Here is a 14,931-nt window from a genome sequence, read left to right on the forward strand (position 1 = left end):
CGCCGATGGTACTGCACCCGACAGGGTGTGGGAGAGTAGGACACCGCCGAACATCCGTTACCGAAAGCCCCCCAACCACGTTGGGGGGCTTTCGGCATTCCCAGGGACTTTCGCCGACCGCAACTTGATAACGCTGCGGTAACGTCCCCTCGGTTCCCCTATGGCAGGTCCTTCGCCTGCGTAACGTGGCCCGGGCAGATCCGTTGGGATCGTGCCGTGCGGTGCGCGTCCTCCCGGATCACCCGAGGTGACGAAGGGAATCTGTGGTGACGAGCACGATGTCGAAACAACGTCCGGCGGTCAGAGCGGCTGTCGCCTTCGCAGGCATGATGGTGGCCGCCGGCTCCCTGGCGGGGTGCACGAAGACCGACACGACCAGCGGCGGATCGCTCCTCCAGCAACTGCAGGACAGCGGAACGGTGACCGTCGGCTTCGCCGGCGAGGCGCCGTACAGCTTCGAGCAGGACGGCCAGTTGACCGGCGCCACCGTGGCCCTGCACCGCGAGATCTTCAAGAACCTGGGCATCGACAACGTCGAGGGTGTGAGTACCGACTTCGGAGCGCTCATACCCGGACTGCAGGCCCGCCGCTTCGACGTCGTCAGCGCGGGTATGTCGATCCTGCCGCAGCGGTGCGAGCAGGCAGCGTTCAGTGAGCCGGAGTTCAACTACACGACCGCGCTGATGGTGCCCAAGGGCAATCCCGCGAACCTCACCGACATGCAGTCGGTGCAGCAGAGCGGGGTGCGGATGGCCGCGATGACCGGGGCGATCGAATCGGACTACGCGCAGCAGCTCGGGATCGATGCAATGCAGGTGGCGTCGCCGCAAGATGGAATGGACGCCGTCGCCAACGGGCGAGCCGATGTCTTTGCGCTCACCGGGATCTCGCTGAACTGGCTGGCGAAAAACAACCCACAGGCCCCGGTGGAGGTGACCAGCTCCTTCGTCGCCGAGATCGACGGGGTACCCCAGGTCGGTGCCGGCGGCACGGTCTTCCGTAAGGAGGACACCGAGTTGCGCGACGCCTACAACGCCGAGCTCGCCAAGATCACCTCCGACAAGGACAAGTACCTGTCCATCGTCGGACCGTTCGGATTCACCGCGGAGGAACTGCCCGATCCGAACCTGACCACCGCCAAACTCTGCGGAGGGGCCGGCTGATCGCCGTAGAGGTCTGCTGCCTGTGAAGGAGAACATCGATGCCTTCCTGGATGCGTGGCCGAGCATCCAGGAAGGCATCGTCGTCACGCTCCAACTGACGGCGGGAGGTGCCCTCCTCGCGTTCGTCCTCGCGCTCGCGCTCGGGTTGGCAGCCCGTGCGCACAACATCGTGATCAGAGGATCGGCTCGCGCGTTCATCGAATTCTTCCGGGGCACTTCGTTGTTGGTGCAGCTTTTCTGGTTGTTCTACGTGGTTCCGCTGTTCGGCTATCTCATCGACCCGGTGCTCTGCGGAATCCTTGCGCTCGGGCTGAACTACGGCGCCTACGGAGCCGAGGTGGTGCGCGGCGCGATCAACTCGGTGCCGCAATCACAATGGGAGGCGGCGACGGCACTGGACTTCAGTCACTGGCAGCGGTTGCGCCGGGTGGTATTCCCGCAGGCCTGGGCCGAGATGATTCCTCCGTTGACGAACCTCCTGATCCAGCTCCTCAAGGGCACGGCGCTCGCGAGTTATATCCTTCTGCAGGACCTGACCTTCGAGATCGACCAGCTCCGGCAGACGACCGGGAACACCCTCTTCGCGTTCGGCGTCGGGCTCGTCATCTACTTCGTCATCGGCTACGTGCTGACACTGGTGATGAACGCGCTGGAGGTGCGGGCGAAGAATCGCCTCGGCACAGGGCCGTCCCTGCGTGAGATCTTCAGCCTCGCGCCCTCCGATCCACGGGGACTGGAGGCCGCGAAGCAATGAGCGTCCAGTGGAGTTGGGACCGAGCGTTCGAGGCGTTGCCCGTGCTGCTCGAGGGTTTCAAGATCACCCTCATCGCCACCGTTCTCGGTTTCCTGATCTCTGTCGTTCTCGGACTCGTCATCGCATTGATCCGGCAGGCCGCGCCGCGATGGGTGAGTGTCCCGGTCCGCGCGATCAGTGAATTCATCCGGCTGACCCCGCTCGTCGTGCAACTTCTGTTCGTGTACTACACGTTCACCGGACTGTCGCCGCTGCAGATCGGTGTCGTCGTACTCGGAGTCCACTATTCGACGTACATGGCCGAGGTGTACCGGGCGGGTATCGAAGCAGTGCCCGTCGGCCAGTGGGAGGCCGCGCGGGCGCTGTCCATCGCGCCCACTCGGACGTGGCGGGCGATCATCCTGCCGCAGGCCATCCGTCGCGTCGTCCCCGCGCTGGGCAACTATGCGGTGTCGATGTTCAAGGACACCCCGTTCCTGTTCGCCATCACGGTGGTGGAGATGGTGACGGCTGCGCAACAGTTCGGTGCCCGGCATTTCCAATACCTCGAACCGTTGACGCTGGCGGGTGTGATCTTCCTCGTCGCCAGCTACCCGACGTCCCTGCTCATACGGCGATTGGAGAGACGTCTTGCCCGATGACGCGAGCGCAGCAACCCCGATGATCCGATTCGACGACGTCGTGAAGCAGTTCGGCGACCACGTCGTGCTCGACCACCTGGATTTTCAGGTCGCGCGCGGCGACCGGGTGACCCTGATCGGTCCGAGCGGATCGGGGAAGACGACGATCCTGCGGCTGCTCATGACGCTGGAGAAGGTGAACGAGGGTGTCATCTGGGTCGACGGGACACCGTTGACGCACGAGGAGAAGGGAAGCAAACTCGTGCCGGCGTCGGAGAAGTACGTGCGCCGGATACGACGCCGGATCGGCATGGTCTTCCAACAGTTCAACCTGTTCCCCAACATGAACGTGATCGAGAACATCACCGAAGCGCCGATCCACGTTCTCGGACTCGACAAGGCCGCGGCCGTGAAGCGGGCTCGCGAGTTGCTGGAGACGGTCGGGCTCTCGGACAAGGAGACCGCGCATCCGACGCAACTGTCCGGTGGCCAGCAGCAGCGGGTCGCGATCGCGAGGGCACTGGCCATGGACCCCGACATTCTGCTGCTCGACGAGGTCACGTCGGCGCTGGATCCGGAGTTGGTGGCGGACGTCCTCGACGTGCTGAGGAACGTCGCGCGCACCACGGACATCACGATGCTGATCGTCACGCATGAGATGCAGTTCGCGCGGGACGTGTCGAACCGGGTGATGATGTTCGACGCCGGGCGGATCGTGGAGGAAGGCGACCCGGCGACGATCTTCACCGCGCCGAAGAACGAGCGCACCAAGACCTTCCTGAAGGCCGTGCTGGCCGACTGATTCCGGGCTAGCTCGAACTGGTCGCGAGTTCCGTCTCCTCGGCTGCGGCGCGTCGGGCCAGCCGGCCCGCCATCCACGCGCACACCAGCAACTGCAGTTGGTGGAACAGCATGAGCGGCAGCACGATCAGGCCGATCGGCTGGCTGGCGAAGAGGACGGTGGCCATCGGAAGACCGGTGGCGAGGCTCTTCTTCGACCCGCAGAACGTGATCGTGATCTGATCGGCCCGGTCGAAACCGAGTCGCTTCGACCCGAACCAGGTGACGGACAGGATGATCGCGAGCAGCACCGCGCACACCGCGAGCAGAGCCAGGAGCCGGCCGGCGGACAGCGTGCCCCAGATCCCCTCGTTCATTCCCTCACTGAATGCGACGTAGACGACCAGCAGGATCGATCCCCGGTCGACGAGCTTGAGCGGTGCGCCGTGCTTCTTCACCCAGGGACCGATCCACCGCCGCACTGCCTGGCCGGCGATGAACGGGAGCAGGAGCATGACGAGGATGCCGATCGCGGAGGACGCGTCGAAGCCTGCCCCCTCGCTCGTCATCAGCAATGCGACGAGGAGTGGGGTGACGAAGATGCCGAGGATGTTGGAGAACGAGGCGCTGACGATGGCGCCGGGCACGTTGCCTCGGGCGATCGACACGAAGGCGATCGACGACTGGACGGTCGACGGCAGCAGGCAGACGTAGAGGAGGCCCAGGTACAGCGGTTGGGTCAGGATCGTCGGGACCAGCACGCGCGCAGCGATTCCGAGCAGCGGGAAGATCACGAACGTCGCCGCGAGGATGGTGACGTGCAGACGCCAGTGACGCAGACCGTGCAGCGCCTCCTGCGTGGAGAGTCGGGCGCCGTAGAGGAAGAACAGAATTCCGACGGCCACCTTCGTGGCCCAGGTGAACGCGGTCAGGGCCGTGCCGTCCGCGGGGACCAGGCTGGCGATCCCGACGGTGATCAGGATGCCGAGAATGAACGGATCGAGTCTTCTGAGCAGCGGAATCTTCGTCAGCATGGTTCGACCGTAAGGAACACGCGGATATTTCGAAAGACGATAGTTACGTTTACTGTAATGCTGAACCGTGATAACAATGGGTGATGTTCGATCCCGTTCATCTGCGGAGCTTTCTCGCGGTCGCGCGCACCCGGAGTTTCACCGCCGCGGCCCGGCGACTGAACCTGCGGCAGTCGACGGTCAGCCAGCACGTCGGAAAGCTCGAACTGGCCGCCGGGCGCCGCCTGTTTCTGCGGGACACGCATTCGGTCGAGCTGACCGCGGACGGCTCGGTGATGGTGGGTTTCGCGACGTCGATACTCGAGCGGCAGTCGGACGCCGAGCGCTACTTCACGCAATCCGGTGTGCGAGGACGCGTCCGGTTCGGGGCGTCCGAAGATCTGGTTCTGCACGAGCTTCCTCGGATTCTGGGTGAATTCCGCCGCAGCCATCCGCTCGTGGATCTCGAACTCACGGTGGCGTTGAGCGAAGTGTTGTTCCGGCAACTGCACGAAGGCCGGCTGGACCTGGTCTTCGGGAAGCGTCGCAGAGGAGACCGGCACGGCGAACTGGTGTGGACCGACCGGCTGGCGTTCTTCGCGGCACCCGACTTCGTTCCGGATGTAGAGGGGCCGGTGCCGCTGGTGACGTATCCGCCGCCGTCGATCACGAGGGAAGCGGCGCTCGACGTCCTGGAGAAATCCGGGCGCGGCGCGCGGGTGGCCTGTGTGACGGACAGTTTGAACGGGTTGCGGGCTGCCTGCCTTGCGGGTCTCGGCGTCGTGTTCCATGCGGAGACGCTGCCGCCGGCGGGGCTGGTGCCGGTGCGGATGCGCTCGCGCGACGAATGGGGGCCCAACGTCGACGTCGAATTCGTGCTGGAGGCCCGCCGGAGCGTTCTCAGCGAACCGGAGCAGGCGCTGCGTGCCGCCATCCTCGAGAATGCGGATCGACTGCGCGCGTGACCTCGGCGGGGAAACCGCCCCACCGAGGCCGCCGAGCTGTCAGAAGATGAGCACGGACAGCGCGGTGGACAGCACCAGGCCGGACACCACGGGCACGAAACACTTCCGGGCGAGTTCGAGGACGGGCACACGGGCGAAGCCGGCCACCGCGATCAACGACGACCAGGCGACGAGCGTTCCGCCGCCGGACCAGATGTTCCCCATCTGACCGATCGCCGCCAGGGTTGCGGGGTCCATCCCGACAGCAGGCCCGAGCGCGCCCGCGAGTGAACCGGTGAGCGGCAGCCCGGTGAATCCGGAGCCCTCGAGACCCGCGATCATTCCGATGGCGAGAATGCCGAACGACGTGACGAACGCGTTCTGCGGCAGGTGGGACTGCGCGGCGTTCACCAGGTCGAAGAGCAGCGTCGGTCCGGTCGCGTCCGCGGGAAGTCCCAGAATGGCGGCGGAGAAATCACCGTTGCCGATGAAGAAGAATCCGGCGATCGGGATCACGATGCCCATGGCCTTGAACGCGAAGACCAGGCCGTCGATCAGATGCTCGGACGTCGTCTCGAGGAAGCCCTTCTTGTCGTTGGTCGCGGCCGCGGCGAACAGGATGAGCGCGGCGATGCCGCCGACCATCGCCGCCGCGTCGCCGCCCTTGAGGTCGGGCACCAGATCGGTGAACTTGCCGACCATGAGGTAGACGATGAACGCCAGATACGCGGTGGGCACGAGTACTGCGAAAGTCTTTGCGGCACGGATGCTCTTGAACGTGTCGTCGATGACCTGCCGGGCGGAGGCCGTGACGGGTTCGGCGAGGACGGCCGTCGTCGTCGGGGGAGCGGCACTCGTCGCCGCTTCGGCCGGTGCACGATCGATCGCACCGCCGCCGGTGGGGGTCGCACCGCCCTCGGGGGCGTCGCCGCCGGGCTTGCCGAAGTCGCTCTCCGCGCGTGACTCCCAGTCGGTGAGCAGTTCCGGTGCGGGGCGGCGCATGTGCCTGCGCTGCGTGAAGTAGGCGATGAGAAGCGCGGTGAGACCGACGATCAGGGACATCACCAGGGCGCGGTCCGCGACGACGTCCGGATCGACTCCTGCCGACTTCGCGGACAGACCCGGCGCCACCTTGATGATGTAGTCGGACGACAGCGCCATGCCCTGCCCGCAGATGGCGATCGCCATGCCGACCGCCATCGGGGGAAGGCCGGCGCGGATGGCGACGGGGATGAGGACGGCTCCGATCAACGGAACCGCGGGGGTGGGCCAGAAGAACAGCGAGATCGTGTAGGTGACGACGGCCAGGACGATGAAGCTGCTGGTACCGCCGCGCATGACGCGCCGGAACGGGGCGACCATCAACCGGTCGGCTCCCATCTGCCGGAGGGCGCCGAGCATCGCCGTCACCAACGAGATGATGAGGAAGATGTTGAACAGCTCGCGGGCGGCGACGAGGCTCGCGTTGAAAATCGACGCGAGACCGGTGACGAGGCTGTCGGAGAACACGAAGGCGGTCAGGAACGTGCCGATGACGGCGGGGACGACGATGTTCTTCCGCATGAGCATCGTCCCGAGGATGACGATGATTCCTCCGAGATACACCCAATGTGCGGCGGTGAGACTTACATCCACGGTGCGCCCCTTCGAAATAGGTACAGACTAGTGGCACTAGTCACAGTGCAGTGATACTGCGCGGGGCGTTTTCCAGGGTCAACGTCCAGAGTGCACATCGATAACCAGCGTATTTGTGCATTGTGCCCGGCATTTTTCGCCGGGATTGCTTGTTGTCACGCGCAAGTAAAGGAATGCTCGGCAGAGGCCGTTTCACGGAATCCTGTGTTCATAATTAGGCTTGCCTAACCAAATTTGGCGAGCGGGGTGCGGCAAGGGATCCCGGCGAGAACTGGCATCGCCGGAACGCGAATTCTCGAATGAAAGTGGACTCTATGAACACGGCGGTCGGTCAGGCTCAGAGTGCAACCGCGGGTGACGAACGCGGACCCGGCACGTCGCCCGCGCTGGCGGCGCTGCTCGCCGGAACGTTCGTCGGCACGGTCAGCAACAACATCGTCAACGTCCCGTTGAACTCGATCCTCACGGACTTCGACGCCGGTCTGGGCAGCGGCATCTTCGTCGTCGTCGGATTCCTCCTGACGTTCGCGGCGACGATGCCGCTGGCCGGGTGGGTCGGGGACCGGTTCGGTCGCCGGCGCGTGTACTGCGCCGCCTTGCTGGGAACCGCGGTCTGCTCGCTCGGCGCGGCGTTCGCGCCGTCCCTGCCCGTGCTCGTGATCTGGCGGTCGCTCGGCGGGATCGCCGCGGCCGCGTTCGCGCCCGCTGTCATGGGCCTGATCGCGTGGCTGTTCGGGCCCGCACGTCGGGCGCGTGCGGTCGGCGCCTGGGCGGCGGTGAACGGGATCGGTCAGGCCGTCGGTCCGTCGATGGGCGGAATCGTCAGCGACTGGTGGGGCTGGCGGTGGGCGTTCGTGCCACTGGTGCCGGTGGCGCTGATCGGGTTCGCCGCGACCCTCCGCTACATCCCGCGCTACCCCGGCAAGAAGATGCGGCTCGACGTGATCGGGGCGTTCACCGTCACGCTCGGCGCGGTTCTGCTGATCCTCGGCCTCACGACCGTCTCGATGGAGCAGGTTCCCGTCTGGGTCAGCATCGCGACGATCGGCGGCGGAGCGGTCGTCACGGCCGGGTTCGTGGTCCATTGCCGGCGGGCGGCGAACCCGTTCGTGCCCATCGACCTGGTGATCGAATCACGGTTCCTGCGTAGCGCTCTCGCCGCCTTCACCCAGATGTTCGCGCTGGGCGCGCTGTTGCTCGCGCTTCCGCTCTACCTGACGGGCTCGGGCAGTTCGACCACACAGGCGGGGCTGATGCTCTTCGTGCTGCCGGTCGTCATGACGTGCGTGGCGCCGGTCGTCGGGCGTCTCGTCGACAGGATCGGGGCCCGGGTGGTGATGCGGTCCGGTCTGGCGGTCTTGATCAGTAGTCAAGCCGCACTGGCGATCACGTTGTCCGTCGATGTCCGGAACCCGATCGCCGTCGGCGCCGTGCTCGTCGTCGCCGGAGTGGGGATCGGCATGGTCCAGACGCCCGCCGCGGCCGGTTCGACCCGATCGCCCGCGGGGGCCGTCGGAACGGGTCTGGGACTGTTCAACCTCATCCGCTTCGGCGGCTCCGCCGTGGGCGCCGCCTGGGTGGGCGTGGCCGCACACCTGGCGGCCGATCCGTACGGACTGCTGTTCGCCGTGGCGGCACTCGTCGTGCTCGCCGGATTGGCCGGGACGTTCGCCGGCGAGAACCCGGTGGCCGTCTGAGGGTTAGTGGGTCACGATCTCGTGGTTGACGGTGTCCTGCACCTGGGAGAGCAGATCGAGACGGAGAGCCAGCCACAGGGTGAACTGGTTCTCGGGTTCCCGGATGTCCATGCCGATGAGCCGCGACGTGCGATCGAGCTTGGCGATCATCGTGTTCCGGTGGATCCGGAGGCGCCGTGCGGCCGCGTTGATGTTGCCGCCCTCTTCGAGGTAGGCGAAAAGCAACTCCTCGGTGTCGGCGTGCGAACTCGACGCCCGGAGGGGGCCGAGGACGTCACGGATGAGCCGTCGGCTCTCGTCGGTGTCGGTCGCGCGGGCGAGCACACTGAACCCGCGCAGGTCGTTGTACGCCACCGAACCGGACAGCCCGAGCCGCTGGGCGATGCCCAGAGTGATGCGGGCTTCGCGGTAGCTTTCCCCGATATCGCGGGCGCCCGCCGCGGGACGTCCGTGGGCCACCGGGATCCGCTGACCCAAACGGGTTTCGAGATCGAGCGACATGGCGTGCGCGTACTCGCTGATCTCGGATTCGACGCCGGGTGTGTCGACGGAACTCAACGAACGGATCACCACGAGCACGTCGCCGATGACGGTGACGTGAGAACGTACGCCCGGACGTGGGAGGACGCCGGCGGCGTACCGTGCCAGCCGGACCATGCTCGCGCCGGGACGTCCCGACGCCCGGTCGACGAGGCCGGGCGCGACGAACACGATGTAGTGCAGGTCCAGATCGATCTCGTGCAGCGCCGCCCGGGTGCGCAGGTCGTGGTCGTTGGCGAAGTTGCCGTGCACCAGAGCCTGGACGAAGTCGCCGCGCGCCCGCTCCTCGGCCTCGTCCACGCTCCGCTGCCGGAGCATCTCGGTGCCGATGATCGTCCCGGCCTGTTCGACGACCACCCGGTGCTGTGCGATGTCGTGCCTGCGGGGGTTCGCCCCGGGCACGACGACCACGATCCAGCCCTCGTAGCGACCGGCGAGTTGCATGGCCCCGGCGACTGCCGTCGTGGGCGCGAACAGTCCCTCCGGATGCTCCAGGCGGAACACGTGAACGTTGTGCATCCGTGCCGGTGGTGATTCCTCGAGCCGCGGCAGGGCGTCCGCGAGAGCCTCCAGCAGGGCGACGGTGCCCGTGTCCTCGGCGTCCGGGAGACCCGCATGGGCGAGGAGCCGCCCCCGGACGTCCAGAGCGACGGCGACGTCCGAGGTCAGCGTCGCCACCTCGCGGATCAGCATCGGCAGGCCCGCTCCGCGGTGCAGCAACCCCGCGAGCGACTGGTGCACCGTGAGGGCATAGCGCATCACGTGCGCTTCCTGGGTGAGTGCGCGCTCGGCGAGGAGCCGGTTGAGTGCGGTGAAACCGACGGGAAATCCCAGCTCCACGACCGTGAGTCCGGTCGGCCAGACCGTGCCCGCGGGCGCCGACCCGTCGACGAGAAGGACCCCGGCTCCCCGTGCCACCAGCGATTCGAGTTCGCGTCCGTGCGCGGACAGGGTTTCCGGCCGGGTGTACACAGCGACCTCGGCGAGGGAGTCGGGCCGGCTCATCACCTCACCCCACGGCAGGCACCACGTCACCGGGCCGCTCTGGGCGTCCGTGCCGGACAGCAGCCGGGCCGACGCGAGCAGGGGCTCTTCCAGGAGGCCGCGTAACGACAGTCGTTCGTCCTCCGCGTTCGGTGTCGTGGTGTCGTCCACTGCGGACCCTCCTCGGGTGGCATCGAAAAGTGCAGTATGGCGGAGCGCGCGCCTGCACTGCCTATGCACTATGCCCTGATTTCGCCGAGATTGCCGGATATTGTGACCATGGTTCCTCCGGCGATGCCGGTGATAGAAATCGGTGCATCACTTCCTCCCGAATACGCAACGGAGAAGACAATGCATCAGGTTCACCGAATCACGCTCGACGACGCACTCCCACTGCTCGCAGCGGGACGCGCGAAGGCAGAGGAAATCGGCGTCAAGCAGACCCTGTGCGTCTGCGACGACGGCGGTAACGTGCTCGCCCTGCACCGACTGCCGGGAGCGCGCCTCACCGGCGTCGACATCGCGATCGCCAAAGCGTTCACCGCTGCCGGCCACGAACGGGCGACGCACCTGTTCAACGAGGCTCCCGACGGTCCGGCGTTGCCCGGGAACGAAGCATTCGGCATCAGCCAGATGCTGCCGGGCAAGTTCGCGGTGTTCGTCGGCGGATTTCCCCTCGTCTTCGACGGCCAGATCGTCGGCGGCGTAGGTATCAGCGGCGGAAACGGCAAGCAGGACAAGGCAGTCGGAGCGGCGATGCTGGCCGAGTTCGAAGCCCTCGCCGCAGTACCCGGCTGAATGGCCACGATGTGCCGACAACGTGCACATCGAAACCCTTCCAACGCAGTCACTTCGACCGTGGTCGGGCAGGCCGCGAGTCGATAACGTCGAATTCACTCCAGTCGGAGCATCCCCAACCATTCTCATACTCGAGGAAGACGAGGCACATCATGACCGAACTTCTAGGCAGGGACGATTTCCGCGCAGCTCTGGAGAACGCCATCAAGGGCCGCGAGGCGAAGAACGCCTCGTTCAGCAAGGCGTGGGCCGAGGGCAAGCTCGAGAAGCACCATTTCGCGCGGTGGGCGGAGAACCACTACCACTACGTCGGCCCCTTCGCCGACTACCTCGCGAACATCTACTCGAACACCCCCGACACCTTTACCAATGCAAAGGATTTCACCCTCCAGAACATGTACGAGGAGGAACTGGCCGACATCCGGCACACCGACCTCCTCATCAAGTTCGCCGAGGCGTGCGGCACCACGAAGGAACGTGTCGAGGATCCGTCGAACATGAACGCGATCACCCGCGGTCTGCAGTCCTGGTGCTACGCGGTGTCGCAGCGTGAGCACTTCGTCGTGGCCACCGCCGCGCTCGTCGTCGGACTCGAGTCGCAGGTACCGAGCATCTACAAGAAGCAGATCATCCCTCTGCGCGAGGTGTACGGGTTCACCGAGGACGAGATCGAATTCTTCGACCTGCACATCACGTCGGACGTCGTGCACGGTGAGCGTGGATACCAGATCGTGCTCGACCACGCGGATACCCCGCAGCTGCAGCAGCGCTGCCTGCAACTCGTGCAGTGGGGAGCCGAGATGCGCTTCTCGTACACGAAGGGGCTCTACGACACGTACGTGGCAACCGACCTCGAGCTCGCGACCGCCTGACCGTGTGAAGGGAGGGGCCCGCATCGGGCCCCTCCGGACGCAGGCAACTCGCCCGACAGGAGAGAACGATGGAGACGAACTGGACCCGGCTGGTCACCGTGCGTGAGCTCGGCCGCCGCCGGAAGCTTCGCGTCGAGGTCGGGGACACCGCGGTCGCCCTGTTCCAGGCCGACGACCGGATCTACGCCTTTCGTGATCTGTGCATCCATCAGGATCGGTCACTGGCGAAAGGCACCCTGCTGCACGGGCGGGTCATCTGTCCGGGCCACCAGTGGGCGTTCGACCTCGACACCGGCTACGAGGAAGACCAGGACCTGTGCCAGCCGACCTACGCGGTGAAGGTCGAGGACGACGTCGTCTACGTGGATCTCACCCGCAGCCCCGATTACGCCGAGACCGCGACTTCGCCCGCCGAAGTCGACTGAGAGAGCGAGTGACCCCATGACGTTGAACACCATCGTCACCATCGGCGCCGGCCAGACCGCTGCCGTCGCGGCGCGCACCCTGCGGCGCCGAGGGTTCGACGGCAGGATCCTCCTCGTCGGCGACGAGCCGCACGCGCCGTATCAGCGGCCACCACTGTCCAAGGAATTCCTTGCCGGGCAGGAGGATCGCGAGTCGTTGATGCTGCTTCCCGACGCGTGGCGAGACAAGCAGAACGTCGAACTCCTCACCGGCACGACAGTGACCCGGATCGACGCGAGCGGCGGATCGGTCGACCTGTCCGACGGGCGGAGCATCGCGGCCGACGCGGTGCTCGTCGCGACCGGCGGCAGACCGCGCACGATGCCGGTGAACGGGCCTGCATCCGAACGGGTGCACTACCTGAGGACGATCGACGACGCCGAACGGCTCGCCTCCCACCTTCGTCCCGGCGTCGGTCTGGTCCTGATCGGCGGGGGCTTCGTCGGGCTCGAAATTGCCGCCACTGCACAGGCGCTGGGAGCAGAGGTGACCGTTCTCGAGGCGGACGCGGTGCCACTCGCTCGAATCGTCGGAGCCGAGATGGGCGACGTCTGCACGCGATTGCAGCGGGAGAACGGAGTCACCGTCCGCGCCGGCGTCCGGGTCGACACCGTGACGACCCGGCCGGACGGCGTGCTCATCGCCCTCGACGGCGGAGAGGTGCTTCAGGCCGACGTCGTGGTGGTGGGCATCGGGATCGTCCCCAACGTCGAGGTCGCGCAGGCCTCCGGACTGGCCGTCGACGGCGGAATCCTCGTGGATGCACAGGGGCGGACATCGATTCCACACGTGTACGCCGCCGGCGACGTGGCAGCGCGATTCTCCGACGCGGCAGGCAGGCACGTTCGCGTCGAACACTTCGACAACGCAAGCAAGCAGGGGGCGGCGACTGCGAACCTCATGCTCGGACGCGTCGGGGTGGTGGACCCCGCGCACTGGTTCTGGTCCGATCAGTTCGGCAAGAACATCCAGTTCACCGGCACCGCCCGCTACACCGACCTGGTCTTCCGCGGCAGCACCGACGACGGCGAGTTCACCGCCTTCTATCTGGACAGCGGTGTTGTGCGCGGCGCCTTCTCACTCGACCGCGGCGACGAGATCAGCGCGGCCAGAGAACTGATCGGCCGGTCGATCGCGCCGGCCCGGTTGGCGGATCAGGACGTCGACCTGTTCGACCTGATGGACGACGACGAGGAATTGGTGACGGTGTCATGATCGAGGGACTCAATTTCATTGACGGGCAGTGGGTCCCGTCATCCTCCGGAGCAACGTTCGAGCGGCGCAACCCCGCCGACCACGACGACGTGATCGGCGTGTTCCCGGATTCGACCGAGGCCGACGTGGATGCCGCCGTCAGCGCGCTGGCCAAGGTGGCGCCGCAGTGGGCCGCGACGCCCCCGGAACGCCGCGCGGCAATCCTGGAGGCCGCGGCCGCACACCTCGAGACGCGGGCAGGCGAACTCGTCGACGAACTCGTCCGCGAAGAGGGCAAGACCCGGGCCGAGGCGACCATGGAAGTCGGTCGCACACCGATGAACCTGCGCTTCTACGCCGGTGAAGCGCTCCGCACCACCGGCAGTACATACCCCACCCCGGGTGAGGGACTCGTCATCACCCTGCGCGAACCCGTCGGAATCGTCGGGGCGATCACCCCCTGGAACTTCCCGCTCAACATTCCGTCGCGCAAACTCGGACCGGCGCTGGCTGCCGGCAATGTCGTGGTGTTCAAACCGTCGGAACTCACGCCGCTGATGGGACAGCGACTGGTCGAGGCGCTGCTGGCCGGGGGACTTCCGGCCGGTGCCCTCGCCCTGGTCCAGGGTTCCGGTCGTGCCGGTGCCGCGGTCGCGGCGGACGAACGCGTCGATGCCGTGACGTTCACGGGTTCCACCCACGTGGGCCGCGCGATCCACGCGGCAGTGGGTCCGTCTCGCCGCAGTCAGCTCGAGATGGGCGGCAAGAACCCTGTGGTGGTCCTCGACGACGCCGACGTGGACAAGGCGGCCGCACTGATCGTCAAGGGCGCCTTCGGCTTGTCCGGGCAGGCGTGCACGGGCACCAGCCGGGTGATCGCGGTGGACGCGATCCACGACCGGTTGCTGGACCGCGTGGTGGAACTCGCCGAAGGGATCACCGTCGGCCCGGGCGCCGACCCGGGTGTGGGCATGGGGGCTCTCGCGAGCGCGGGGCAGCTCGCCAAGTTCCTCGAGTACGTGCAGGTCGGCCGCGACGAGGGAGCCGAACTGGTCTGTGGCGGAGTAAGTCTCGACAGTGGAAACGGCTATTTCGCCGTCCCGACCGTGTTCGCCGGTGGCAGCCCCGGCATGCGGGTGGTCACGGAAGAAGTGTTCGGGCCACTGCTGGTCTTCCTGCGGGCGTCCGGCTTCGACGAGGCGGTCGCACTCGCGAACGACACGGAATTCGGGCTCAGCGCGGGAATCGTCACCAACGACGTGACCAAAGCGCTCGCGTTCGCGGGCCGTTCCGAATCGGGTCTGGTGAAGATCAACCAGCCCACCACCGGCATGAGCATGAACGCGCCGTTCGGCGGTTACAAGGCATCGAGCACGCAGACCCACAAGGAGCAGGCGGGCGACTCGATGATGCAGTTCTACCAAGCCGAAAAGACCGTCTACCTCAGCCCTTCGGCCTGAGACCTACCTGTC

General features: G+C 66.4%; 14 protein-coding genes. 11 read left to right on the forward strand and 3 right to left on the reverse strand.

Annotation, left to right across the window (positions count from 1 at the left end; translation table 11 throughout):
- Positions 1-278: 278 nt before the first annotated feature.
- Genes ehuB through ehuA form a run of 4 tightly spaced genes read left to right on the forward strand, consistent with a single transcriptional unit; the run spans position 279 to position 3,339 of the window.
- The gene (gene ehuB / locus CJ177_RS24380; RefSeq protein ID WP_005245037.1) at positions 279-1,163 is read left to right on the forward strand and encodes an ectoine/hydroxyectoine ABC transporter substrate-binding protein EhuB; all 885 of its coding nucleotides are present in this window, start codon (positions 279-281) and stop codon (positions 1,161-1,163) included.
- A 22-nt stretch (positions 1,164-1,185) separates the two neighbouring features.
- On the forward strand, positions 1,186-1,917 hold the full coding sequence (gene ehuC, locus CJ177_RS24385) for an ectoine/hydroxyectoine ABC transporter permease subunit EhuC (RefSeq protein WP_005245036.1): 732 nt from the start codon (positions 1,186-1,188) through the stop codon (positions 1,915-1,917).
- The gene (ehuD, locus tag CJ177_RS24390; RefSeq protein WP_005245035.1) at positions 1,914-2,558 is read left to right on the forward strand and encodes an ectoine/hydroxyectoine ABC transporter permease subunit EhuD; all 645 of its coding nucleotides are present in this window, start codon (positions 1,914-1,916) and stop codon (positions 2,556-2,558) included. Before ehuC ends, ehuD begins: the two co-directional genes overlap by 4 nt.
- Before the next feature lie 19 nt (positions 2,559-2,577).
- Entirely contained in the window at positions 2,578-3,339 is a 762-nt protein-coding gene (ehuA, locus tag CJ177_RS24395; protein WP_025431732.1) for an ectoine/hydroxyectoine ABC transporter ATP-binding protein EhuA, read from the forward strand.
- A gap of 7 nt (positions 3,340-3,346) precedes the next feature.
- Here the strand turns inward: ehuA and CJ177_RS24400 are convergent, their stop codons facing one another.
- Complete coding sequence (locus tag CJ177_RS24400) at positions 3,347-4,351, reverse strand: bile acid:sodium symporter family protein (protein WP_095868843.1); 1,005 nt, start codon at positions 4,349-4,351, stop codon at positions 3,347-3,349.
- A gap of 83 nt (positions 4,352-4,434) precedes the next feature.
- Here CJ177_RS24400 and CJ177_RS24405 point away from each other — a divergent pair, with 83 nt between their 5' ends.
- A complete protein-coding gene (locus CJ177_RS24405; protein ID WP_095868844.1) occupies positions 4,435-5,295 on the forward strand; it encodes a LysR family transcriptional regulator in 861 nt (286 codons plus the stop codon).
- 39 nt (positions 5,296-5,334) lie between these two features.
- Here CJ177_RS24405 and CJ177_RS24410 read toward each other — a convergent pair whose 3' ends face one another.
- Positions 5,335-6,909, reverse strand: coding sequence for a hypothetical protein (locus CJ177_RS24410; protein WP_005245028.1), 1,575 nt, complete (start codon positions 6,907-6,909; stop codon positions 5,335-5,337).
- A gap of 314 nt (positions 6,910-7,223) precedes the next feature.
- On the opposite strand from CJ177_RS24410, the gene CJ177_RS24415 reads away from it, so the two are divergent.
- Positions 7,224-8,606, forward strand: coding sequence for an MFS transporter (locus CJ177_RS24415; RefSeq protein WP_095868845.1), 1,383 nt, complete (start codon positions 7,224-7,226; stop codon positions 8,604-8,606).
- Between the two features lie 3 nt (positions 8,607-8,609).
- On the opposite strand, the gene CJ177_RS24420 is transcribed toward CJ177_RS24415, so the two are convergent.
- The gene (locus CJ177_RS24420) at positions 8,610-10,301 is read right to left on the reverse strand and encodes a CdaR family transcriptional regulator (RefSeq protein WP_005245026.1); all 1,692 of its coding nucleotides are present in this window, start codon (positions 10,299-10,301) and stop codon (positions 8,610-8,612) included.
- 180 nt (positions 10,302-10,481) lie between these two features.
- Between CJ177_RS24420 and CJ177_RS24425 the strand changes: the two genes are divergently transcribed.
- The 5 genes from CJ177_RS24425 (at position 10,482) to CJ177_RS24445 (ending at position 14,919) form a co-directional block, all read left to right on the forward strand.
- On the forward strand, positions 10,482-10,928 hold the full coding sequence (locus tag CJ177_RS24425; RefSeq protein ID WP_005245025.1) for a heme-binding protein: 447 nt from the start codon (positions 10,482-10,484) through the stop codon (positions 10,926-10,928).
- 152 nt (positions 10,929-11,080) lie between these two features.
- Positions 11,081-11,800: a TenA family transcriptional regulator gene (locus tag CJ177_RS24430; RefSeq protein ID WP_005245024.1), complete on the forward strand. Its 720-nt coding sequence runs from the start codon at positions 11,081-11,083 to the stop codon at positions 11,798-11,800.
- A gap of 68 nt (positions 11,801-11,868) precedes the next feature.
- Positions 11,869-12,225, forward strand: a complete 357-nt coding sequence (locus CJ177_RS24435; RefSeq protein ID WP_005245022.1) for a Rieske (2Fe-2S) protein — start codon at positions 11,869-11,871, stop codon at positions 12,223-12,225.
- A gap of 16 nt (positions 12,226-12,241) precedes the next feature.
- Positions 12,242-13,480, forward strand: coding sequence for an NAD(P)/FAD-dependent oxidoreductase (locus CJ177_RS24440; protein ID WP_095868846.1), 1,239 nt, complete (start codon positions 12,242-12,244; stop codon positions 13,478-13,480).
- Positions 13,477-14,919: an aldehyde dehydrogenase family protein gene (locus CJ177_RS24445; protein ID WP_061700380.1), complete on the forward strand. Its 1,443-nt coding sequence runs from the start codon at positions 13,477-13,479 to the stop codon at positions 14,917-14,919. Before CJ177_RS24440 ends, CJ177_RS24445 begins: the two co-directional genes overlap by 4 nt.
- The last annotated feature ends 12 nt before the right edge of the window (positions 14,920-14,931 follow it).

Source organism: Rhodococcus sp. ACPA1, from assembly GCF_002300195.1.
GTDB lineage: Bacteria > Actinomycetota > Actinomycetes > Mycobacteriales > Mycobacteriaceae > Rhodococcus_F > Rhodococcus_F opacus.